General features: G+C 50.2%; 17 protein-coding genes. 8 read left to right on the top strand and 9 right to left on the bottom strand.

Translation table 11 applies throughout. The annotated features are described in order from the left end of the window. Position 1: 1 nt before the first annotated feature. Positions 2 to 598 (bottom strand): thiol peroxidase, encoded by a 597-nt coding sequence (tpx, locus tag C2M29_RS13885; RefSeq protein ID WP_105190371.1) that lies wholly within the window; start codon positions 596 to 598, stop codon positions 2 to 4. A gap of 178 nt (positions 599 to 776) precedes the next feature. Between tpx and C2M29_RS13880 the strand changes: the two genes are divergently transcribed. Together C2M29_RS13880 and C2M29_RS13875 are read left to right on the top strand one after the other, a co-directional pair. Beyond that, positions 777 to 1,781 carry a response regulator gene (locus C2M29_RS13880; protein WP_105190370.1) on the top strand — a complete coding sequence of 335 codons (1,005 nt, stop codon included), beginning with the start codon at positions 777 to 779 and terminating at the stop codon, positions 1,779 to 1,781. Positions 1,782 to 1,783: 2 nt separating this feature from the next. Then, entirely contained in the window at positions 1,784 to 2,743 is a 960-nt protein-coding gene (locus C2M29_RS13875; RefSeq protein WP_105190369.1) for a sensor domain-containing diguanylate cyclase, read from the top strand. 12 nt (positions 2,744 to 2,755) lie between these two features. Here the strand turns inward: C2M29_RS13875 and C2M29_RS13870 are convergent, their stop codons facing one another. The 4 genes from C2M29_RS13870 to C2M29_RS13855 form a co-directional block, all read right to left on the bottom strand. Next, positions 2,756 to 4,264: a SpoVR family protein gene (locus C2M29_RS13870; RefSeq protein WP_105190368.1), complete on the bottom strand. Its 1,509-nt coding sequence runs from the start codon at positions 4,262 to 4,264 to the stop codon at positions 2,756 to 2,758. A 14-nt stretch (positions 4,265 to 4,278) separates the two neighbouring features. Beyond that, entirely contained in the window at positions 4,279 to 5,565 is a 1,287-nt protein-coding gene (locus C2M29_RS13865; RefSeq protein WP_105190367.1) for a YeaH/YhbH family protein, read from the bottom strand. A 29-nt stretch (positions 5,566 to 5,594) separates the two neighbouring features. Next, positions 5,595 to 7,517 (bottom strand): PrkA family serine protein kinase, encoded by a 1,923-nt coding sequence (locus C2M29_RS13860; protein ID WP_105190366.1) that lies wholly within the window; start codon positions 7,515 to 7,517, stop codon positions 5,595 to 5,597. 227 nt (positions 7,518 to 7,744) lie between these two features. Then, the gene (locus C2M29_RS13855; protein WP_105190365.1) at positions 7,745 to 8,329 is read right to left on the bottom strand and encodes a superoxide dismutase; all 585 of its coding nucleotides are present in this window, start codon (positions 8,327 to 8,329) and stop codon (positions 7,745 to 7,747) included. Positions 8,330 to 8,667: 338 nt separating this feature from the next. Between C2M29_RS13855 and C2M29_RS13850 the strand changes: the two genes are divergently transcribed. The 4 genes from C2M29_RS13850 to C2M29_RS13835 all read left to right on the top strand — a co-directional run bounded on the left by C2M29_RS13850 (position 8,668) and on the right by C2M29_RS13835 (position 16,329). Next, positions 8,668 to 9,009, top strand: coding sequence for a Grx4 family monothiol glutaredoxin (locus C2M29_RS13850; protein WP_105190364.1), 342 nt, complete (start codon positions 8,668 to 8,670; stop codon positions 9,007 to 9,009). A gap of 264 nt (positions 9,010 to 9,273) precedes the next feature. Continuing rightward, positions 9,274 to 10,113, top strand: coding sequence for a substrate-binding periplasmic protein (locus C2M29_RS13845; protein WP_158684741.1), 840 nt, complete (start codon positions 9,274 to 9,276; stop codon positions 10,111 to 10,113). 334 nt (positions 10,114 to 10,447) lie between these two features. Continuing rightward, complete coding sequence (gene gltB / locus C2M29_RS13840) at positions 10,448 to 14,905, top strand: glutamate synthase large subunit (RefSeq protein ID WP_105190362.1); 4,458 nt, start codon at positions 10,448 to 10,450, stop codon at positions 14,903 to 14,905. 8 nt (positions 14,906 to 14,913) lie between these two features. Then, positions 14,914 to 16,329, top strand: coding sequence for an FAD-dependent oxidoreductase (locus C2M29_RS13835; protein ID WP_105190361.1), 1,416 nt, complete (start codon positions 14,914 to 14,916; stop codon positions 16,327 to 16,329). A 37-nt stretch (positions 16,330 to 16,366) separates the two neighbouring features. Here C2M29_RS13835 and recN read toward each other — a convergent pair whose 3' ends face one another. The 3 genes from recN to nadK form a co-directional block, all read right to left on the bottom strand. Then, positions 16,367 to 18,040, bottom strand: a complete 1,674-nt coding sequence (gene recN / locus C2M29_RS13830) for a DNA repair protein RecN (protein WP_105190360.1) — start codon at positions 18,038 to 18,040, stop codon at positions 16,367 to 16,369. A gap of 79 nt (positions 18,041 to 18,119) precedes the next feature. Next, positions 18,120 to 18,674, bottom strand: coding sequence for a hypothetical protein (locus C2M29_RS13825; protein WP_105190359.1), 555 nt, complete (start codon positions 18,672 to 18,674; stop codon positions 18,120 to 18,122). A 152-nt stretch (positions 18,675 to 18,826) separates the two neighbouring features. Next, positions 18,827 to 19,711 carry an NAD(+) kinase gene (gene nadK, locus C2M29_RS13820; protein WP_105190358.1) on the bottom strand — a complete coding sequence of 295 codons (885 nt, stop codon included), beginning with the start codon at positions 19,709 to 19,711 and terminating at the stop codon, positions 18,827 to 18,829. 88 nt (positions 19,712 to 19,799) lie between these two features. Between nadK and C2M29_RS13815 the strand changes: the two genes are divergently transcribed. Then, positions 19,800 to 20,744 carry an HrcA family transcriptional regulator gene (locus C2M29_RS13815; protein ID WP_105190357.1) on the top strand — a complete coding sequence of 315 codons (945 nt, stop codon included), beginning with the start codon at positions 19,800 to 19,802 and terminating at the stop codon, positions 20,742 to 20,744. Between the two features lie 59 nt (positions 20,745 to 20,803). Continuing rightward, entirely contained in the window at positions 20,804 to 21,385 is a 582-nt protein-coding gene (gene grpE / locus C2M29_RS13810) for a nucleotide exchange factor GrpE (RefSeq protein WP_105190356.1), read from the top strand. A gap of 30 nt (positions 21,386 to 21,415) precedes the next feature. Here the strand turns inward: grpE and C2M29_RS13805 are convergent, their stop codons facing one another. Further along, positions 21,416 to 22,609 (bottom strand): multidrug effflux MFS transporter, encoded by a 1,194-nt coding sequence (locus C2M29_RS13805; protein ID WP_105190355.1) that lies wholly within the window; start codon positions 22,607 to 22,609, stop codon positions 21,416 to 21,418. Between the last annotated feature and the right edge of the window lie 140 nt (positions 22,610 to 22,749).

The following is a 22,749-nucleotide window of genomic DNA, read 5'->3' as shown; positions in this document are numbered from 1 at the left end:
TTTACAGCGAATCTAAAGCGGCGATGGCTTTGTCATAGTCCGGCTCTTTCGAGAGCTCGTTAACCAGCTCTTTGTAAACTATCTTATGCTCTTTATCGAGGACAAATACGGCACGGCTTAAAATACCCATGTCTTTAATGAGTAATCCATAGTTTTCTGCAAAATCACGCCACACCGCATCCGACAAGGTTTCCAGCTTGTCTATGCCTTCGGCGGCACAAAAGCGTTTTTGAGCAAAAGGTAAGTCTGTGCTGATGGTCAGCATGGCAACTTGCGGATAATTGGCCGCCACTTGCTCGTTAAAATGCTTGGTTTGGATGCTGCACACACCGGTATCCAGGCTTGGCACTACACTTAACAGCACCGCTTGCTGTTGATAATCGCTTAGGCTTTTGGCCTGAAACTTATCGTCAACGACGCGAAAATCAGGGGCTTTTTGGCCCACGCTAACACCATTACCGAGAAGGACTACGGGTTTGCCTTTGGCGGTTACCTTATTGGCGTCTAGGGTGTTGATGGTGGTGCTTTGTTGCGCCAAGGCATCATAGCTGACACTGGATGCCAGTAGGATGGCGCTGAATAATACTTTATTTATCATACTCTTGCCTTATTTTAAAAATGTATGCCGTTATCTGTGTGGATAGCGTCAGTCTATAATTAAATTGAGTTTAGTTGTTAATTTTAATACCATTATTAGCAGTTAGCTTTTGTAATATAAGCAAAAAACATTAACTTTTCATACCATTCTCAGACCTTGGTACCAGGTATTCTAAGTCATGAAAACGCCAGTTTTGATCTGTGATGACTCCAGCGTCGCACGGCGGCAACTCGCCCGCTCTTTCCCCACCGACTGGGAAGTGCACCTTATGTACGCAGCCGATGGCCAAGAATGCCTTACTCTCTTAGAGACCGCTAAACCCGAAGTTTTATTTCTCGATTTAAACATGCCGAGTATGGACGGCTATCAAGTGCTGCAAGCCATACGTCAACGCCACCTGCAGGTCATAGTGATTATCGTATCCGGCGATATTCAGCCCAGTGCCTTAGCCCGGGTGCGCGAACTCGGTGCCGTTGACTTTGTTGCGAAACCCTGTGATGGCACCAAATTAGCTCAAATTATCGACCGTCATGGCATTAAAGACAGCGCCAGGCGTCGTCAATTGGCACAGCAATTAGGCGAATGGCTCGACCCACAGGTACGAGATGTGTACCAAGAGCTGACCAATGTGGCCATGGGCCAGGCCGGCGATTTACTGGCGCGACTGCTCAATGTGTTTGTCACCTTGCCAATCCCCAATGTAAACATCCTGGAAGTCAATGAGCTGGCTATGGCGCTGCATTCCATCGACCATAATGCAGCCACGTCGGGTATCTGCCAAGGCTTTATTGGTGGCGGCATTTCTGGCGAGGCGCTGCTGCTGCTCAATGACTCGAGTTTTAAAGAAATCGCCGCGTTGATGAATTATAGCGGTGAGCTTACTGATGCGGTGGAGCTGGAGCTGTTGATGGATGTCGGTAACATACTGATCGGCGCCATGTTAACCGGGTTGTCAAAACAGTTGGATGTCCACTTTTCGCAAGGTCATCCCGTGGTGCTTGGGCAGCATAGCCGGGTCGCCGAGCTGGTGAGAGCCAATCGCAGCCGTTGGCAACGCACCTTGGCCATCGAAATAAGCTATGGCATCGAGGGCCATGATATAAGTTGCGACCTGATGCTGTTGTTTACCGAAGACTCGCTCAAGACGCTGAAATACAAAGTTGAATATTTACTGGATGACTGATTATGCCAGCTGCCGATTATAAGATGCATGAGGTTCACTGGTTGTTGGATATGTTCAACACCGTAGACGTTGGCCTGGTGGTGCTCGATAGACAATATCGGGTCTGTAGCTGGAATGGTTTTATGGAAAATCACTCCGGCTTCTTGCCAAGAGCGGTGCAAGGAAAGGAATTATTTGAGGTCTTTCCAGGTATCGATGAGCGCTGGTTTCGCACCAAAACCGAGTCGGTGTTTGTATTAAAAAACCGTTCTTTCACTATCTGGGAGCAAAAGCCGTACATTTTTCGCTTTAAGAATTACCGGCCGATCACCGGCAAAGCGGACTATATGTATCAAAATGCGACCTTTATCCCACTGACCGACACTCGCGGAGAGGTCACGCATATTTGCGTCATTATTTATGATGTCACCGACGAAGCGGTCAATAAGTTAGAGCTTGAAGAAGCAAACCGGCTACTGGAACAAATCAGTCGCACCGACAGTCTGACGCAATTACCTAACCGTGGATTTTGGGAAGAAACCCTGGGTAAGGAGTTTAAGCGTCTTAAGCGTAACGGCGGTTGTGATTCCTTGTTAATGTTCGATATCGATCATTTTAAAGCCATTAACGACACCTACGGCCATACCAGTGGTGATAAGGCACTGCAGCATCTAGCGGCGCTTCTTAAGGGAACGCTGCGCGAAAGCGATATGGCTGCCCGCTACGGTGGTGAGGAGTTTGTGGTGATCTTATACGATACCGATGCACAAGGTGCCCTAGTGTTTGCTGAACGGCTGAGAAAACTGATTGCTAGCAGCAGGGTTGCCTTGGACGAGGTGCAACTAAGCATGACAATCAGTACCGGTATCGCCCAGTACCACACTGACTTTTTACATTACCCGCAGTGGATAGCGGCTGCTGATAAGGCGCTTTATCGCTCCAAGCTAGCTGGCCGCAATCAAACCACAGTGGCCGAAGGTTAGCGCAAGAACGCTTTAGCTTTCCAGATCCAGCTCAGTGGCGGGACAGCTGCTTAACTTTACTATGCTGCCGTCGGCGTTTTCCTGCTCGAGACGCACCGGAAAGCCCCATAACCTGTGCAGATGTTTTAGCACCTCGTCCTTGGAGTCGGCCAATGGAATGCCAAGATGGGGAATGTAGCGCAGTGTCAGAGAACGATCACCACGGATATCTATGTCATAGACCTGAATATTGGGCTCATGATTACTGAGGTTATATTGTGCCGACAGCGCTTGGCGGATTTTTTGATAGCCCGCCTCGTCGTGAATCGCCGCCACCTCAAGGTGTGGCTGTTGGCTATCATCAACGATGGAAAACAGTTTAAATTCGCGGATCAATCGTGGCGATAAAAACTGGCTGATAAAGCTCTCGTCTTTAAAGTTCTGCATCGCAAAGTGCAGGGTCTCCAACCAATCGCTCCCCGCATATTCTGGAAACCACTTGCGGTCCTCGTCATCCGGATTCTCACAGATACGACGAATATCCACCATCATGTTAAAGCCCAATGCATAAGGGTTGATGCCTGAGTAATAATTACTGTTGTAGGGCGGTTGGTAGATAACATTGGTATGGCTTTGCAGTACCTCTATCATAAAGCCGTCCGTTAATTTGCCTTCGTCGTACAAATGATTGAGCAGGGTATAGTGCCAGAAGGTGGCCCAGCCCTCATTCATGACCTGGGTTTGTTTTTGCGGGTAGAAGTACTGAGATATTTTGCGCACTATACGCACTATCTCACGCTGCCAGGGCTCCAGCAAAGGGGCATTTTTCTCGACAAAATAGAGAATGTTCTCCTGGGGCTCCGAAGGAAAACGTGGGCGTTTTTTGCGCTTTTGCTGCTCGTTGGTGGGAATGGTACGCCATAGCTCATTGACCTGAGATTGCAGATACTCCGCCCGCTCTTGCTGGCGTTTTTGCTCTTCATACAGGGAGATTTGCTGTGGTCGTTTATATCGGTCGACACCATAGTTCATCAGGGCATGGCAGGAGTCGAGAATGTCTTCCACTTCATCAATGCCATGCTTTTGTTCGCACTCGGCGATGTAGTTTTTGGCGAACAGCAGGTAATCAATAATCGAGCCGGCATCGGTCCAGGTTTTAAACAGGTAATTGCCTTTAAAAAAGGAATTATGGCCATAACAAGCATGGGCCATAACCAACGCCTGCATGGCCATGGTGTTTTCTTCCATTAGGTAGGCAATACAGGGGTTGGAGTTAATGACGATTTCATAGGCCAGGCCCATTTGTCCGCGGCGATAGTTTTGCTCCGTTTGAATAAACTTCTTGCCGAATGACCAATGGTTGTAGCCTATGGGCATGCCGACGCTGGAGTAGGCATCCATCATTTGCTCGGCGGTGATCACTTCAATTTGGTTGGGGTAGGTGTCGAGCTTGTAGTGCTCGGCGACCCGCTTGATCTCATCCCGGTACTGTTCCAGTAAGTCAAAAGTCCAATCTGGGCCGTCACTTAAAGGCTTGGTCATAGTCGCCCCTTATGCTAAGCGCTTTGCGCCGTGGTGTTTGCACTTTTTTTAAAGAGTTCGCGGAAGATAGGATAAATGTCTTCCACCGAGGTAATGTGCTTAATGGCAAAGTTACCGAATTGGGCCGCCAGTTGCTCATACTCGCGCCACAGACTCTGATGGGCGCGATTGGTGATCTCCACATAGGCGTAGTAGCGCACCATGGGGAGTATCTTGTTGCTTAGTACCTCGGCACATTGTGGCGAATCATCGGCCCAGTTATCGCCATCCGACGCCTGAGCGGCGTAGATATTCCACTCGCTAGAGGAGTATCGCGCGGCAATGATCTGGTGCATCAGCTTTAGGGCACTGGAGACTATGGTGCCGCCGGTTTCCTGAGAATAAAAGAACTCCTGCTCGTCGACCTCCTTGGCCTGGGTATGGTGGCGTATATAAACCACTTCGATATCCTTATAAGTGCGGGTAAGGAACAAATAGAGCAGGATGTAAAAGCGCTTCGCCATGTCCTTGGTGGCCTGATCCATGGACCCTGAGACGTCCATTAAGCAAAACATCACCGCCTTAGAGGTGGGGTGGGGGCGCTTTTCATAATTACGAAAACGCAGATCATAGTTATCGATAAAGGGCACCGCTGAAATTTGGCGCTCCAGTTCCTCTATCTGTATGAGCAACTGGTTGATGCGGGTTTGCTCCGGTACGGGTTGTTGCTCTAAATGGATAAGCTCTTGTTTTAGCTCGGCTAGCTCGCGCTTTTTACCTGCGGTCATGGCCACCCGGCGGGCCAGTGAGCCCTGCAGTGAGCGGATTATATCTATATTGCTGGGCACACCATCGCTGCAGAACCCAGCTCTGTGAGTACGCATCTGCACCAACTTGTCCAGGCTCTTTTCCTGCAGGTTAGGAAGTTCTAAGTCTTCAAATAACAGGTCTAGGTACTCGTCCTTTGAGATAGAGAACACAAAATCATCCGAGCCTTCTCCTTGATCGCTGGCTTCGCCTTCACCGGCACCACCGCTTTGCCCTGCGGGAGGGCGCTTGATCCTATCGCCGGCATTGAACTGATCATTGCCCGGGTGAACTTGCTCGCGAAACCCCCCCTTGCCTTGGTGAAACACGGGCTCTTTGATGTCCTTGGCGGGAATAGATATGCTCTCGCCGCTGGACACGTCGGTGACACTGCGTTTGTTTATGGCGTCTGAAACGGCTTCTTTAATTTGCTTTTTATAGCGTCGAATAAAGCGTTGACGATTAAGCGTGCTCTTATTCTTACCGTTCAGGCGCCTGTCGATAAAGTGCGCCATAAAATTCCCCTCAACTTACTTCAAAGGCGTTACTGAGATTTGCGTACACGCAAGTACCACTCTGATAACAGCCTTACTTGTTTCTGGGTGTAGCCCTTGGCTACCATGCGATTAACAAAGTCTTCGTGTTTCTTCTGATCTTCCGCCGAGGTTTTGGCATTGAATGAAATAACCGGCAGTAAATCCTCGGTATTGGAGAACATCTTCTTCTCTATCACGGTGCGAAGCTTTTCATAGCTGGTCCACAAGGGGTTTTTACCATTGTTGTGAGCGCGAGCCCGCAGCACAAAGTTGACGATTTCATTGCGGAAGTCCTTGGGATTGGAAATACCCGCGGGCTTCTCAATTTTTTCCAGCTCTGCATTAAGGGCGGCGCGGTCAAACAGCTGGCCGGTATCTGGGTCGCGGTATTCCTGGTCCTGAATCCAAAAGTCGGCGTAGGTAACATAACGGTCAAAAATATTCTGACCGTATTCTGAGTAGGATTCCAGGTAAGCCGTTTGTAGCTCTTTACCGATGAATTCGACGTATTGTGGGATCAAATAGCCCTTAAGGTGCGATAAGTAACGCTCTTGTACTTCTGCGCTGTATTGTTCTCGCTCTATCTGTTGCTCAAGGACATAAAACAGATGCACTGGGTTGGCCGCCACTTCGCTGTGGTCAAAGTTAAAGACCCGCGATAATATCTTAAAGGCAAAACGAGTGGACAGCCCAGTCATACCCTCATCGACACCGGCATAGTCGCGATATTCCTGATAGGACTTAGCCTTAGGATCTGTGTCTTTGAGGCTTTCGCCGTCATAAACCCGCATTTTTGAGTAAATACTGGAGTTTTCCGGCTCTTTAAGGCGCGATAAAACCGAGAATTTGGCCAGCGTCTCGAGCGTGCCCGGGGCGCATGGCGCATCACTTAGTTCACTGTTTTTAAGCAGTTTATCGTAAATTTTTACTTCTTCGGTAACACGTAGGCAATAGGGTACCTTGACTATATAAACCCGATCGAGGAAGGCTTCGTTGTTTTTGTTGTTTTTAAATGTTTGCCATTCCGACTCATTGGAGTGAGCAAGAATAATACCGCTAAAGGGCAGCGCCGAGATGCCCTCGGTACCGTTATAATTACCTTCTTGGGTCGCAGTCAGTAGCGGGTGTAGCACCTTGATGGGCGCCTTAAACATCTCCACAAACTCCATTAAGCCCTGATTCGCGAGGCATAGCGCGCCAGAATAAGCGTAGGCATCGGGATCATTCTGGGCGAAATGTTCCAGTTTACGAATATCGACCTTACCCACCAAGGCAGAGATATCCTGGTTATTCTCATCGCCAGGCTCGGTTTTGGCGATGGCGATTTGATTTAAAATAGAGGGGTAGCGTTTGACCACCCGAAACTGACTGATGTCGCCGTTGTATTCTTTTAAGCGTTTCGCCGCCCAGGGCGACATTATGGTGCGTAAATAGCGCTTTTTGATGCCGTATTCGCTCTCTAATAGGTCACCATCTTCCATGGCATTAAAAAGGCTCAGTGGATGATCATTAACCGGCGAGCCTTTTAAACAATAAATAGGGACCTGTTGCATCAGGTATTTCAATTTCTCGGCTATGGATGACTTACCACCCCCAACCGGACCAAGTAAATAGAGCACTTGTTTATATTCTTCAAGGCCTTGTGCCGCATGTTTGAGATAAGACACGATTTGTTCAATGGCATCCTCCATGCCATAAAACTCGCTGAAAGCGGGGTAGCGGGCGATCACCCGGTTGGAAAACAGGCGACTTAGCACCGAATCTTGCGAGGTGTCGATCATCTGCGGTTCGCCAATGGCCGTCAGCAGCCTTTCAGCAGCCGTGGCGTAGGCTGTTTTGTCTTGTTTGCACAGCTCTAAAAACTCGCTAACGCTGTATTCTTCTTCTTGGGATGCCTCAAAGCGAGATTGATAATGCTCAAATATTGTCATAGCGACCTCCAAGTAACCCGAAGCTGAGATGAAAAGGCAAAGATGCAACTCGGTTACTTAAAGCGTAGACAGTGTTAGAGAAATTTGCGAAATATATTAGGAATTTAGTCCACTGATTTGGCACTGGATATGGACATAAAAAAAGCCCCGTTGTACACCGACAACAAGGCTTTTTTTGTCATTAAGTCAAGGTGAAATAAATTCACCTTAAGATTAATGTCTGGCGATTAAGCAGCGAAGTTTTGGTTCGCGAAATCCCAGTTAACAAGTGCCCAGAAACCTTTTAGGTAATCAGGGCGCACGTTACGGTAATCAATGTAGTAAGCGTGTTCCCACAGGTCTACTGTTAGGATAGGCGTTAGGCCAGCTTCAGTTAGCGGAGTTGCTGCATTTGATGTGTTAACGATGTCTAGAGACCCATCGGCCGTTTTAACTAACCAAGTCCAGCTTGAGCCGAAGTTGTTTACTGCTTTATCATTGAATGCTTCTTGGAACGCTTCGAAAGAACCCCATTTAGCGTTGATAGCATCGGCAACAGCGCCAGTGGCTACACCACCGCCGTTTGGAGACATGCTGTGCCAGTAGAAAGTGTGGTTCCAGATTTGCGCAGCATTGTTGAAAACACCGCCTTCTGATGAACATACGATCTCTTCTAGTGACTTACCTTCGAACTCAGTACCTTCGATTAAGCCGTTTAATTTTACTACGTAAGTGTTGTGGTGCTTACCGTGGTGGAACTCAAGAGTTTCTTGAGAAATATGCGGCTCAAGTGCATTGATTTCATACGGTAGTGACGGTAGTTCAAATGCCATGTTTTTCTCCATCTGTCTTTATTTGAAATAGGGCTAACAGGCGGGCGCATGGTGCGCTCGGTATACTGAAAGCCATTATAGTGGTACTATAATTCCCGAGTATTTTACTCAAGTTTAAACAAACAGCAACGCTTTAAGAAGTGTAAGCTATTCTCGCTTTTACCAATGTTAGCAAGCATGGCACGATTTTTCGTTAACTTTGCGGGAAAAATAGCCCGTGTGTTTGCCCAAGGAAACTATCAAGCGTTGGCCGTTTGCTTTAACATACCCTAAACATTGTGGTCGCGGTGATGGTTTTCAACACAAACCAGCACCGAAAATTGAAATTGAGGTTGTTAATGGAAACCATTGATAAAATTAAACAGCAAATTGCCGAGAACCCGATTCTGCTTTATATGAAGGGATCGCCTAAGCTACCCAGTTGTGGCTTTTCGTCTCAGGCAGCACAAGCAATGATGTCTTGTGGTGAGCAGTTTGCTTACGTCGATATCTTGCAAAACCCGGATATTCGCGCCGAATTACCTAAATATGCCAACTGGCCAACCTTCCCACAGTTATGGGTAGAAGGCGAGTTGATCGGCGGTTGTGACATTATTATCGAGATGTTCCAACGCGGTGAATTACAGCCACTTATCCAAGAAACTGCCGCCAAGTATAAAGAAGCGGACAGCGCGGAATAAGCGCACGGGAATCCTTACCTAAGCATCCCGTAGATAAACGCAAACAACAATAATTAAGCCGGCATTCGCCGGCTTTTCTTTTGCTTTCCTTTCCTGTTCTTTCTATCTCGCCAGCATCTATTACACTTTCACCTAGGCACTATTTATCGAAAATGGAAACAGGTGATGTTGTCAGTACGAAGTCATGGGTTTATATCTTTACTGTGGGCCTTGATTTGCCTAGCGGCAGGTTTACCAACTAACAGTAAGGCTGCGACTGACAAGGTGAAACAGCCGATTCTGGAATATCAAGTCGATAAGCAGAACTATCGCTATTTGGGCTCATGGCAGGGAGCAATCTTGAGCTTTGACGGTAGTCGGGAGCGCAAGGTGGTGATTGCCACCTTGGATTGGCCACCCTATATAGGTAGACAAGAATGTCAGGGGGGCTGGCTATTGCAATATATGGCGGCGGTGATGCTTCAGGCCGGTTATAACCCCGAATTTCGTTTCTTGCCCTGGGCCCGTGCGGTGCGCATGGCTGAATTGGGACACGTCGATATTCTTGCCCCCGAATATGAAATAGAAGTCTCGGCCCCGTCCGATGTGGTCTTGGGAAACACCCGCCTACAGCATCTGGCTTTGTCTAAGCCCTATGCCCACACTCCAGTACATTATATTAGTGCTGCCGACGGTCCCTTAACACAGGCACCGGATCCTCAATCCTTGTCCGATTATAGGGTGGGTGTAGTGCGCGGCTACCAAAATGCCCCGGAGGTCGACAAAATGCTCGACAGCGGTCGCGTGATTGTTGAACAAGCCATAGATGACAGCCAAAACCTGCAATTGTTGCTTCATGGGCGAGTAAATCTGATCGTAGCCGACCCTCTGGTGATCACCACCCTGGCCAAACGCCAGAACATTGCCGGCGACAGCTATCGAGTGTTGCAACCGGCGATCACCGACCAGCCTTTGTACTTTGCTCTGTCGACGGCGAGGCCTCAATGGCAGCGACTTATGGCAGATATTAACAGTGCCATCGGGCAAGTACAGGCACATGGGGTACGTGCTCAAATAATGAATCGGCTCACACAAAGGTGTCCTTCTTCCATGTTAAACGAGTGATGAATATTTATTCCTTTATTGAATATTTATTCATTTTGATTGCGTGTTTACGTTAACGTAAACTGCGCGTTAACCTTGACGTTATTCGTCATTTTTTTATTTTGACACTGGTGTCATGTTAAAAATAACGAATATAAAGCGGATAAATAGTACAAGGTGTTTACTTTTATGAGTGTTTACAAATAATGAAAAATATTCAAGATTGTGAATATGTATTCATTATTTCGTTGACACTCCAGGTGCAAAGGGTTAGCGTTGACGGTCCGCTAGCACCATAGCAAGGGTCAACAATTGCCACGCTAGCACGCAGTAGCAAGGGGAAGAGGGGTCCAAAATGTTATATGACTCAAGGTTAGAAAAAGATAATTGCGGCTTTGGTTTAATTGCCCAGGTTAACGGTCAGGCCAGTCACAAGCTTATCCGCACCGCCATTACCGGCTTGGCTCGGATGGAGCATCGTGGCGGTATTTCTGCCGACGGTAAAACCGGCGACGGTTGCGGTTTATTGATGCAAAAGCCCGATAGTTTCTTTCGCGCTATTGCCAAAGAAAATGATTGGATGCTGGGCAAAAATTATGCCGTCGGTATGCTTTTCTTAAGCCAGGATCCAGTCCAAGCCCAGGCGGCCAAGCTGCTTGTTGCAAAAGAATTAGAGCAGGAAACTCTTACCCTGGTTGGCTGGCGTGACGTGCCGGTAGATACCAGTTATCTGGGTGACCTTGCCTTGGCGCAGTTGCCGCAGTTTGTCCAGGTCTTTGTCAGTGCCCCAGAAGGCTGGCGACCTAAGGATTTAGAGCGTCGCTTGTATATCGCTAGACGCCGTATCGAAAAGCAACTGCAGCAGGATAAAGACTTTTATATTGCCAGCCTGTCCGGTTTGGTCACCGTTTACAAAGGGCTGATGATGCCCGAAGACCTGCCAAATTTTTATCTCGATCTGGCCGATATGCGCATGACCACGGCGATCTGCGTATTCCACCAACGCTTTTCCACCAATACCCAGCCGCGCTGGCCGCTGGCTCAGCCATTTAGGTATTTGGCTCACAACGGTGAGATAAACACCATTACGGGTAACCGTCAATGGGCCAGAGCCCGGGCGTATAAGTTTGCCTCGCCGCTGTTGCCTGACTTACAAACCGCGGCGCCCTTTGTAAATGAAAGCGGCTCGGATTCATCAAGCCTGGATAATATGCTCGAATTGTTTTTGGCTGGTGGTATGGACCTGTTCCGTGCCATGCGCATGCTGGTGCCGCCAGCTTGGCAGAAAAACCGAGCTATGGACGAGGACCTACGCGCTTTTTATGATTTCAACTCCATGCATATGGAGCCTTGGGACGGCCCTGCAGGCATCGTTATGTCCGATGGTCGCTTTGCCGCCTGTAATCTCGATAGAAACGGTCTGCGCCCGGCGCGTTATGTATTGACCCAGGACGGCTTTATCACCCTGGCATCGGAAGTGGGGATCTGGGACTATGCCGCCGACGAGGTGGTAGAAAAAGGCCGTGTTGGCCCGGGCGAGCTCATGGTTGTCGATACCCTGCATGGCAAGGTCTGGCACTCGGATGAAATCGATCAAGATTTAAAAGCCCGCCACCCATATAAGCAATGGCTGGAGCAAAATGTTAAGCGCCTGACTCCCTTTGAGCAACTCAGCGATAAAGAGGCGGGTAATCGCTCGTTTGACGAGGAAACCCTGCTGATCTATCAAAAGATGTTCGCCTATACCAATGAAGAATTGGATCAGGTGATCCGGGTGATGGGCGAAAATGGCCAAGAGGCGACCGGCTCCATGGGTGATGACACTCCTTTTGCCGTGCTTTCCGAGGGGCACCGCTCTTTATTTGATTATTTCCGTCAGAAGTTTGCCCAGGTGACCAACCCGCCCATCGATCCACTGCGGGAAAATCATGTCATGTCTTTGGCGACCTGCATTGGTCGCGAGCAAAATGTCTTTAACGAGACGACGGGTCATGCCAAGCGCTTACAGTTTGACTCACCCATACTCATGTATTCCGATATGGTGCAGCTGCGTAGCGCCAATGACGAGCACTATAGCCATAGCCAAATCGATTTAAACTACACCGCCGATGAAAGCCTGCAGCAGGCTCTGGTGCGCATTTGTGATGAGGCGCAGCGCAAAGCTGAGGCCGGGGTGGTGATGTTGCTGCTAAGCGATAGACAAATCAGCCAGGATAGCCTGCCCATTCCTGCGGCCATGGCCGTGGGCGCCGTGCACCAGCGTCTGGTTAACAACAGCCTGCGCTGCGATACCAATATCATTATCGAAACCGGTAGTGCGCGCGACCCACATCAGTTTGCCGTGCTGTTAGGCTTTGGTGCCACCGCCATCTATCCCTATTTGGCCTATGAATCGCTGGTGGCGATGAGCGATGCCAAGATCATCAACAAGAGCTACCGTGAAGTGACGCTCTCGTATCGTAATGCTATCAATAAAGGCCTGTATAAAATCATGTCTAAGATGGGCATCAGTACCGTGGCCTCCTATCGCTGCTCCATGTTGTTCGAGGCCGTGGGCTTGTCAAATGATGTCGTGGCCTTGTGTTTTAATGGTGTTGCCAACCGTATTAGCGGCGCCTGTTTTGAGGACTTTGAGCAGGATCAGTTAAAGCTGCGCAAGCTCGCCTTTAGTGCTCGTAAGCTTTTGAGTCATGGAGGCTTATTAAAGTTTGTCCATGGCGGCGAGTATCACGCTTACAACCCGGATGTGATCCAGTCACTGCAAAAAGCGGTGCGCTCCGGTGATTATCAGGATTATCTGCGTTACGCGGAGCTGGTTAACAACCGCCCGATCACCAACATTCGCGATATGCTGGCGCTGAAAAACAGCGATAAGGCCATTGACATCGACGAGGTTGAAGCGCCTGAAGAGCTTTATAAGCGCTTTGACTCGGCGGCCATGAGTATTGGTGCTCTGTCACCGGAAGCACATGAGGCCCTGGCCATCGCCATGAACCGTCTTGGCGGCTGCTCCAACTCGGGTGAGGGCGGCGAGGACAAGCTGCGTTATGGCACAGAGAAGAATTCGCGTATTAAACAGGTGGCGTCGGGACGCTTTGGCGTGACCCCGCATTATCTGCGTAGCGCCGATGTGATTCAAATCAAGGTGGCACAGGGTGCTAAACCGGGCGAGGGTGGGCAGTTGCCAGGGGAAAAGGTGACCCCCTATATTGCCAAGCTGCGTTACTCGGTGCCCGGCGTGACCCTGATCTCACCGCCGCCGCACCATGATATTTACTCCATTGAAGACCTGGCTCAGCTTATTTTCGACCTGAAACAGGTTAACCCCGATGCCATGATCTCCGTCAAGCTGGTATCCGAGCCCGGTGTGGGCACCATAGCCACAGGAGTGGCCAAGGCCTATGCAGATTTAATCACCATTGCCGGTTACGATGGCGGCACCGGTGCCAGCCCGCTGACCTCGGTGAAATACGCCGGTAGCCCATGGGAGCTTGGTCTGGCGGAAACCCAGCAGGCCCTGGTTGAAAATGGCCTACGTCATCGTATCCGCCTGCAAACCGATGGCGGTTTAAAAACCGGCCTCGACATCATAAAAGCGGCCATTTTAGGCGCTGAAAGCTTTGGTTTTGGCACCGGACCCATGGTGGCGCTGGGCTGTAAATACCTGCGTATTTGTCACTTGAATAACTGTGCCACCGGCGTGGCGACTCAGGATGAAACCCTGCGTGCCAAGCACTATCACGGCCTGCCGGAAATGGCGATGAATTACTTCAAGTTTATCGCCCAGGAAGCCCGTGAATTAATGGCGGCCCTGGGGGTGACACGCTTGGTCGACCTAATTGGTCGCACCGAGTTGCTTGAGGTGATCGAAGGGAAAACGGCAAAGCAGCAAAAGCTAGATTTATCGCACCTGTTGGCACAGCCAAACAATGTCAGTGGTCAGTCTTTGTATTGCTCCATGCCTAACACCTCACATTATCGTGGTGACCTTAACGAAGAGCTGTTATCCAAGGCTAAGCAGGCCATAGATAACCGTGCTGGAGCCAACCTGGTTACCCGCATCTGTAACACCGATCGCTCGGTAGGGGCTATGCTTTCGGGCTATATCGCCGCCCAGCATGGGAACCAGGGCATGGCCGCCGAGCCGGTGCGTATCGAGTTACATGGCACCGCCGGTCAGTCGTTCGGCGTATTCAATGCAGGTGGTTTGGAAATGACCCTCATTGGTGATGCCAATGACTATGTGGGTAAGGGCATGGCCGGTGGTCGTCTGGTGGTGCGTCCGCCTTTGGGCTCTTGCTTCCAGTCGCATCAAGCGGCGATCGTTGGTAACACCTGTTTATATGGTGCCACCGGCGGCAAATTATATGCCGCTGGCTGTGCCGGTGAGCGCTTTGGCGTGCGTAACTCGGGTGTAACGGCCGTGGTCGAGGGCCTGGGCGATAACGGTTGTGAATACATGACCGGCGGGGTGGTGTGCGTGCTTGGTAAGGTGGGCATTAACTTTGGTGCCGGTATGACAGGTGGTTTCGCCTATGTGCTGGATGAAGCGAATGACTTTACTAAACGTATGAATCCTGAGCTGGTGGAAATAGTGACTCTGGAGCATTTGCCTACCCATCAGGAGCATTTGCGCGGGCTGGTAGCCGAGCACCTTGAACTTACCGGCTCCCATCGCGCCGAGGCTATTCTTGCCAGCTTTGATCTTTACTTACCGCTGTTTAAATTGGTCAAGCCGATCTCCAGCGATGTTCATAGCTTACTGGGGCACCGTGCCCGCAGTAGCGCCGAATTACGTGTGCAGGCGCAATAGGAGGAAGTATGAGCCAGAATGTTTATCAGTTTATCGATGTACAACGGGTGGATCCGCGCAAAAAGCCGATCTCTACCCGTAAGCAGCAGTTTGTTGAAATCTATGAACCGTTTTCACAAAACCAGGTCGACTCTCAGGCGGATCGTTGCCTTGACTGTGGTAACCCCTATTGTGAATGGCAATGTCCGGTGCACAACTATATTCCACAGTGGTTAAAGCTCATTCGCACCGGCCGCATTATTGAGGCGGCGGAGCTTTCTCACCGTACCAACAGCCTGCCCGAGGTCTGTGGCCGCGTGTGCCCGCAAGACCGTCTCTGTGAAGGCGCTTGCACCCTGAATGAAGAATTTGGTGCCGTTACCATAGGCAATATTGAAAAATACATCACAGATACCGCCTTCGCCATGGGCTGGAAGCCGGATATGAAGCACGTAGTCTGGAGCGATAAGAAGGTGGCCATTATCGGTGCCGGTCCGGCAGGCCTTGGTTGTGCCGATGTGCTGGTGCGAAACGGCGTTAAGCCCGTAGTGTTTGACCGCCATCCGGAAATTGGTGGCTTGCTGACCTTTGGTATTCCCTCGTTTAAGTTAGAAAAAGAGGTGATGCAACGGCGTCGGGAAATCTTTACCGAAATGGGCGTAGAGTTTCGTCTTAATACCGAGGTCGGTCAGGATATCGAGCTACAACAGATCATCGACCAGTATGATGCGGTCTTCCTTGGTGTGGGTACATATCAGAGTATGCGCGCTAACCTTGAAAACGAGGACGCCAAGGGGGTTCATGATGCCCTACCGTTTTTGATTGGTAATACTAATCGGGTGATGGGCTATGACGAAAGCGCTGCACCCTATATCGATATGCAGGGTAAGCGGGTGGTGGTACTGGGCGGTGGTGACACCGCCATGGACTGTGTGCGCACCTCGGTACGGCAACAGGCACAACAGGTGATCTGCGCATATCGTCGAGATGAAGAGAACATGCCCGGTTCCAGACGCGAGGTAAAAAACGCTAAGGAAGAAGGCGTTGAGTTTATGTTTAACGTGCAGCCTAAAGGCATAGTGGTTGACGAGCAAGGCCGGGTTAGCGGTGTTCGCATGGTGAAAACACAGCTCGGCGAGGCCGATGAAAATGGCCGTCGACGCGCCGAAGAAGTACCGGGTTCGGAGCATCTTGTGGCCGCCGATGCGGTGCTGATGGCCTTTGGCTTTAAGCCCCATAAAATGGACTGGCTGGAACCCTTTGGGGTGGAAATAAACCACTGGGGTGGTATTAATGCCCCAGAGCAGGGGGCGTTTACGCACCAAACCACTAACCCGAAAATTTTCGCCGGGGGCGACGTGGTACGCGGTTCCGATCTGGTGGTCACTGCTATCTTCGAAGGGCGTAACGCCGCCGAAGGCATTATGGATTACCTGGAAGTTTAACCTTGGAAGCAGCAAAGCGGGCATCAGCCCGCTTTTTTTATGCGTGAGCCGCTATCAGTTCCCTGGCATTGGCCAGTGTGGTTTTACTGATATTGTCACCGGCCAGCAGACGCGCGATTTCATCGACACGGCCTTGTTTATTGAGTGCCAGCATTTGCGTATAGGTTTCATCATTGGCCACTTGTTTGGCTACAAAGAACTGGTTCATGGCGCTGGAGGCCACCTGGGGCAGGTGGGTCACACAGATAACCTGGGTCGACTGCCCTAGACGGCGCAGTAATTTACCCACCGCGGCTGCGGTGGGGCCGGAGATCCCCACATCCACCTCATCGAAGATAAGCGTGGGCGTGGTAACGCGCTGGGCAATGATCACCTGGATCGCTAAACTAATTCGCGATAGCTCACCACCGGAAGCAACTTTGGAGAGCGCCTGCATAGGCTGACCTGGGTTGGTGCTCACCAAAAATTCGATGCGGTCCAAACCGAGGCGACTGGGCGTGCGTTCTAGATCGAAATCGAGATTAATGGCAAAGCGACCATTTTCCATCGATAGCTCGTGCATGCTGGCGCCGATCAGCTCACTTAATTGTTGCGCCGCTTCATTACGACTGGCTGATAGCAATTCGCAGCATTGCTGATATTCGCGTAGTGCCGTGGCAATGTCATCATCAAGCTGGGCCAGGCGCTGGTCGTCGACACAAATGGCCTCTAGGCTCGTCTTAATCTGCTGATGGTGAGCAACCAGGGCTTGGGGCTCAACCATGTGTTTGCGCGCCAGGGTAATGGCGGTGCCTAATCTCTCATCGAGCTGGGCTAAGCGCTCCGGGTCAAGCTCGGCGCTATCGCAATACCCGCGCAGCTCGCGGCTAGCTTCTTCTACCTGCACACAGGCATCGTTGAGCATTGCGGCAATGCCCTCTAAGCTAGGGTCGATGGCGGCTAATTCGCTGATGGCTAAGGCGCTGTGTTGCAATGCTCCATTGATGGTTTGTTCATCGCCTTCATACAGGGCATAAAGCTGCTGTTGTGAGCCTTCGAGTAAGTGCTGGGCATGACTTAGGCGATGATGCTCGACCTCGATTTGCTCATACTCGCCTTCCTCTAAGGCAAATTCATCAAGCTCGGCAACCTGATATTCCAACAGTTGTTTTTGCGCCTGCTGTTGGGCGTGTTTTGCCTCGAGTTCGCGCAATTCCTGCTGTAATTTTTGGTATTGGCTAAAAGCCTGTGCCGTATCTTCAAGTAGCGACTTATGGCCGGCGTAATCGTCCAGTAATTGCAGTTGATGGTCGTTTTTTAACAATAGCTGGTGTGCATGCTGGCCATGGATGGATAATAGGTGTTGGCCTAGTTCCTTTAACTGGGCAGCGGTGACACTGATGCCATTGATATAGCTTTTGCTGCGACCATTTTTCGCTACTACGCGTCGCAGTAGACACTCCTGCTCATCGCCCTCGAGTAGGTGCTCTTGCAAAAACTGTTGTGCCTTGGGTAAGTGGCTAATATCGAAACGAGCACTGATATCCGCTTGCTTAGCGCCGGGGCGCACGGCTGCGGCATCGGCACGTTCACCTAAACACAGCGACAGGGCGTCGATAGCAATCGATTTACCCGCACCGGTTTCCCCCGTGATAGCGGTCATGCCGGCATGCCATTGGGTTTCAAGCTCGCTAACGATAGCAAAATTGGTAATGGTTAATCCCGAAAGCATACTGTTTATCCATCCAGTTAAATGTTAACTGTTAATCTATACAGTAGTTCGCATTTTTGCAAATTAAATTTTAAACGATTTACGCCTGATCCAGGTCATTGTTACGGGTGAATGTGACGCCGGCGAGCTTGTCTTCGAGGGCTAATTCTTCGAGCTCCGCAGTGCTTAGCTCTGGTGTGCTGAATTGGGTCAGTAAGTCTGGTAACTTGTCATGGTAGAAGACGCGGTTGTATTCGATGCCGCGACTAGGCAGGGCGCCAACCAGGGACTGTACACGCTGATCTAAACCAGCCATATCATGACGGGCATCGGCCTTGGTTAACTCGCTCTGAAAGCTCTGCAATACTCGGTCGCTAATGTATTCCAAATAGGCCAGATTCTCTTCACTGTGACTTTGGACCACAAAGAAGTGACTGCAGATGCCGTTGAGCGGGGCCATATTTTTCGGGCGAATAATACGGGTTTCCAGGTAGTCAGTTAGGGCACTTTGGAAGCTTTGCTGTATTTGTTTAACGCGGGCGTTAAAGCGTCGACGGCCCAATTCCCTTGCTTTTTCTCTATTGCGTTCAATAACTATGTACACCGCCAACAGGGCAATAAGCAATACAAAGGCAAGAAAGACAACCAAAGCCATGGTAAACAGCGCATTAAAGATGATGAATGATGTCGCTATTTTTATCCCAGAACTGGGGTTATTGCAATATTAAATGAACATCACCTTAACATCTTGTTTTGGTTTGATTTACCCTGTTGGTTTTGTTTTAAGCGTATAAAAAGCTGCAGCGCTTAATATAAGCGCGAGCCCCAATTTAGCTTTTGTCGCAGTACGTTATAGTAGGAGTAGTCGGTTGGGTGGATCAAGCGCAGCGGCTTCTCCGCTTTTTTGATCACCACTTCGTCGCCGGGCAGGGTGGCCAATACCACATGGCTGTCGCAACTCACCTGCAGGCTGTCGGTGTTGTCCAGGCTTAGCTTTAGGTGAATAACGCTATCGCCATCGACCACCAGAGGGCGGCTTGATAGGGTATGCGGAAACATGGGCACCAGTGCCATGGCATCAAGTCCAGGAGTGAGAATGGGGCCGCCGCCGGATAGCGAGTAGGCGGTGGATCCGGTTGGGGTAGAAACTATTAAGCCGTCAGACTTTTGTGAAAACACAAAATCGTCATTGATAAAGCATTCAAACTCGATCATGTGCGCCACCTTGTCGGCGTGCAGCACGGCTTCATTCATCGCCGAGTTGGCGCTTTTTAGCTCGGCGTGGCGAAACACTTCCACTTCCAGCAGGAAGCGTTTTTCTTCTATGTAGTGACCACTGAGCACCTGCTCTAAGGCCGGTTCAAAGCCGTCCGGATTAAGATCGGTTAAAAACCCCAGATTGCCACGGTTGACGCCTATCACACCGACATTAAAGCGGGCCAGTACCCGCGCGGCTCCCAACATATTGCCGTCACCGCCGACGACGATGGCCAGATCCGCTTGCTCGCCGAGCTCGACCAGATCGACCAAGTTGGCCTCTTCTGGCTTTGCCAGCTGGCCGCCATAATGACGCTCCACCAAGACTCGGTAACCTAAAGCTTGCAAAAAGGCATAGAGGCGTTGTAAGGTCAGCGCCGCGCCTTCATGATGTGCTTTACCGATTAAGCCAATAGTTTTAAAAGAAGCGCCCATATCTGTGCCATAAATGAAGTAACTCTTTATAGAGTAACGCAAAAGTGGTGGGGTTGAAACTGAGGCAACGAGCCTAAATTATAACAATATGAAATTATCTCCACGTGATGAGCAGATATTCTCTGCGGTAATGAGTTTATACTGCGACGGTCAGGGCCTGCCAGTCGCCTCTTCCCGCATTGCTAAACAAAAAGGCATGGCGGTATGTAGCGCCACTGTGCGTAATGCCATGGCGCGCCTAGAAAAGCTGGGGTTACTTTATTCTCCCCACACCTCAGCTGGACGCATTCCTACTCAGCAGGGCTTTGATTTTTGGTTTGACTCCTATTTTCACCTCGAGCAGCTTGGTCAATATTGGCAACCGCCGCAGGATAAACTGGTGGAGTTTGCCCATCACCTGGCGCGGCGCTATAAGGTCTGTTGTTGTGTTGGCCTGCCGCAGGTCACCACTCAGGTGGTGTTTCGTGTGGAAGTGCTGGATTTCGACCGCACCCACTGGCTGGTGTTACTGTTGGATCGCCAAGGCCAGGGCCACAATATACTGATCACTAAACCGCTGGAAGCCAATGATGACATTCGCTATCAGTTTGCGACCTGGTTGAACTCGGTTTTTGCACAGCAAAACCTGCTTGAAGGCCTGCATCGCATGAAGGCCATGAGCCGCACTGCACCCCATTACTGCCATGGCTCCTTGGCGCAGTGGACTCGCGAGTTGGCAAATAAACTTGGCAGCGACAACAGTATCGTTGTCGGTGAGAACAACCTCTACGCCTACACTAATAGCGACCAGGAACTCAATATAGGTGCGCGTTTTTTGCATAGCATCGAAGATAAATTAGCGTTTCGCAACGGTGTGTCCGTGTTGTTTGGCGATCAGTTATCATTGCCTGGGTTTGAACCCTTTTTAGTCTTTAGCCTGGCTTACTTTGCGAATCACGAATATCAAAGTCGATTTTGCGTGATTTTGCCCAAGTCGGCACCGATTGAGGCGATCATTCAAGAATTTGCGCAAATCGAGCATGTTGACTCTTGAATCCGCTGAATCTATCCCCATAATGAATCGCAGTTACGCAGTTTTTGGAGAATATACACATGTCTGAGCAACCACAGGCTAACGAACACGAACAGGAAAACGTCGAGGCTCAAGAAGAGCAACAACAAGAACAAGAGCAGGGTTCACAAGAGCAAAGCATTGAAGCTGAGTTAGCGGCTCTATATGCGGAATTAGAAGCTGCAAAGCAAACCGTTGAAGAGCAAAAAGACAGCGTTATTCGCGCCGCTGCCGAAGTTGAAAACATTCGTCGCCGCGCAGCTCAAGACGTTGAAAAAGCACATAAGTTTGCCTTAGAGAAGTTTGCCAATGAACTTCTTCCGGTGATCGATAACCTAGAACGTGCCATCGAATTTGCCGACAAGGAAAATGAAACCCTGGCACCGGTGCTTGAAGGCATCGAAATGACCGCGAAAAGCTTTGTCGACGCGGTGGCCAAGTTCAACGTGGAAGTGATTAATCCTCAAGGCGAGGCCTTTAACCCTGAGCTACACCAGGCGATGAGCATGCAGCCAAGTGCCGATGTTGCACCTAATACCGTGTTGGCGGTGATGCAGAAGGGTTACACCCTGAATGGTCGTTTATTACGTCCGGCCATGGTAATGGTATCGAAAGCGCCTTAAGTCTTTGAATAGCAGAAAAATGCCCACTTTTTAGTGGGCATTTTTTTTGCGTTGCCATATCTGGGTCAGGGCAATGAAGATAATGGCCACAAACATCATGGTGGAGAAGGGCACCGCATTAACCGGGTGGATCAGGGCTAAGAAAGGCCCCACTAGCGCGCCACTGCCAAAGCGCAGCGTGCCTATGACCGCCGTGGCGGTACCAGAATTACGCTCAAATTCCATCAGGATTAGGGCGTCGGCGTTTGAGGCGATAATGCCTAAACTCATCATCAGCGGCGCTATGCTCCAAACGATGTAATAAAGCGATTGCTGCATCAGGCTAAAGGTCAACAAGGTGGTGCCGCTTACGAGCGCCAAAGCGAGACCAAAATACAGCATCTTCCTAGAGCCCACCTTGGGCACCACGCGGGTGTTAATAAAATTCCCCAGCATCAGGGCAATCACATTAAACGCAAACAGCACGCCGAAGAGTTGCTCCGAGACCGCAAAATAATCCAGGTAGATAAAAGGCACCGAGGTTAAAAAGCAGAAAAACGCGAAGGAGGCCAACATGGAGCTAAGAATGTCGGCACGCGCCTTGGGCTCACCCAGTACCACGCCATAGCTGGCAAAGAACAGCTTCATGCCGCGATGCTCACTGCGGTAAATGGGAATGTCGATGAGGTGCATCTGCACCCAGGCCAGACACATGAAGGCATAGCCGCCTAGCACCAGGAAAATCACCTGCCACTGCGCCAGGGTCAGAATCGCCGAGCCAACGCTGGGCGCGGCCAGCGGCGCAACCATCATGATCATTGACACATAGCTCATGCCCTTGGCGGTATTCTGTTGATAGATATGGCGAATAATGCCGGGCACCACCACGGTCGCGGCGGCGCCGGTAAAGGCTTGAACACTGCGCAGCAACCAGAATAAATAGATGTCTTGGCAAAAGGCCAGGGCAATAGAACTGAGCCCAAATAATGCGAGGCCGATACGCGCCAAACGGCGACGGCCCATTTGATCGGCGATAGGGCCAAAAAACAGCATGCCCAGTGCGTAGCCGGCAAGGTACACACTCAGTGATATCTGTACCTGCGGCATGGTGGCGCCAAGATCGCTGGCAATTTGTACCATGGCCGGTAAATACATATCCACGGCCAGTGGCGTTATGGCCACGATACTGGCCAACAAAGGCAGTAGCAAACGCCGACTAGGCGTTCTTCTGTCGTTTAAGGACATAGATATAGTTTCTTCTAAGTTGGTGTTGAGGAGACGCTAGGGGAAAGTGCGCAGGCAGTGCACAGTGCCTAGTTTGTTCACTATAGCACCAAGGTCGGGACCAGAATAGGGAAACGTTATTAACAGTATGTTAATTAGGC

It is taken from the genome of Pseudoalteromonas sp. T1lg48 (assembly GCF_002964785.1).
Classification (GTDB): Bacteria; Pseudomonadota; Gammaproteobacteria; order Enterobacterales; family Alteromonadaceae; genus Pseudoalteromonas.
This window is presented reverse-complemented; position numbering and strand designations above follow the sequence as displayed.

Coding starts and splice junctions, on each gene's coding strand:
- C2M29_RS13805 (WP_105190355.1), bottom strand. CDS start 22,609: ATGTCCTTAAACGACAGAAGAACGCCTAGTCGGCGTTTGCTACTGCCT.
- C2M29_RS13855 (WP_105190365.1), bottom strand. CDS start 8,329: ATGGCATTTGAACTACCGTCACTACCGTATGAAATCAATGCACTTGAG.
- tpx (WP_105190371.1), bottom strand. CDS start 598: ATGATAAATAAAGTATTATTCAGCGCCATCCTACTGGCATCCAGTGTC.
- C2M29_RS13865 (WP_105190367.1), bottom strand. CDS start 5,565: ATGGCGCACTTTATCGACAGGCGCCTGAACGGTAAGAATAAGAGCACG.
- C2M29_RS13825 (WP_105190359.1), bottom strand. CDS start 18,674: ATGGCTTTGGTTGTCTTTCTTGCCTTTGTATTGCTTATTGCCCTGTTG.
- nadK (WP_105190358.1), bottom strand. CDS start 19,711: ATGGGCGCTTCTTTTAAAACTATTGGCTTAATCGGTAAAGCACATCAT.
- C2M29_RS13850 (WP_105190364.1), top strand. CDS start 8,668: ATGGAAACCATTGATAAAATTAAACAGCAAATTGCCGAGAACCCGATT.
- C2M29_RS13875 (WP_105190369.1), top strand. CDS start 1,784: ATGCCAGCTGCCGATTATAAGATGCATGAGGTTCACTGGTTGTTGGAT.
- recN (WP_105190360.1), bottom strand. CDS start 18,040: ATGCTTTCGGGATTAACCATTACCAATTTTGCTATCGTTAGCGAGCTT.
- C2M29_RS13815 (WP_105190357.1), top strand. CDS start 19,800: ATGAAATTATCTCCACGTGATGAGCAGATATTCTCTGCGGTAATGAGT.
- gltB (WP_105190362.1), top strand. CDS start 10,448: ATGTTATATGACTCAAGGTTAGAAAAAGATAATTGCGGCTTTGGTTTA.
- C2M29_RS13870 (WP_105190368.1), bottom strand. CDS start 4,264: ATGACCAAGCCTTTAAGTGACGGCCCAGATTGGACTTTTGACTTACTG.
- C2M29_RS13860 (WP_105190366.1), bottom strand. CDS start 7,517: ATGACAATATTTGAGCATTATCAATCTCGCTTTGAGGCATCCCAAGAA.
- C2M29_RS13880 (WP_105190370.1), top strand. CDS start 777: ATGAAAACGCCAGTTTTGATCTGTGATGACTCCAGCGTCGCACGGCGG.
- grpE (WP_105190356.1), top strand. CDS start 20,804: ATGTCTGAGCAACCACAGGCTAACGAACACGAACAGGAAAACGTCGAG.
- C2M29_RS13835 (WP_105190361.1), top strand. CDS start 14,914: ATGAGCCAGAATGTTTATCAGTTTATCGATGTACAACGGGTGGATCCG.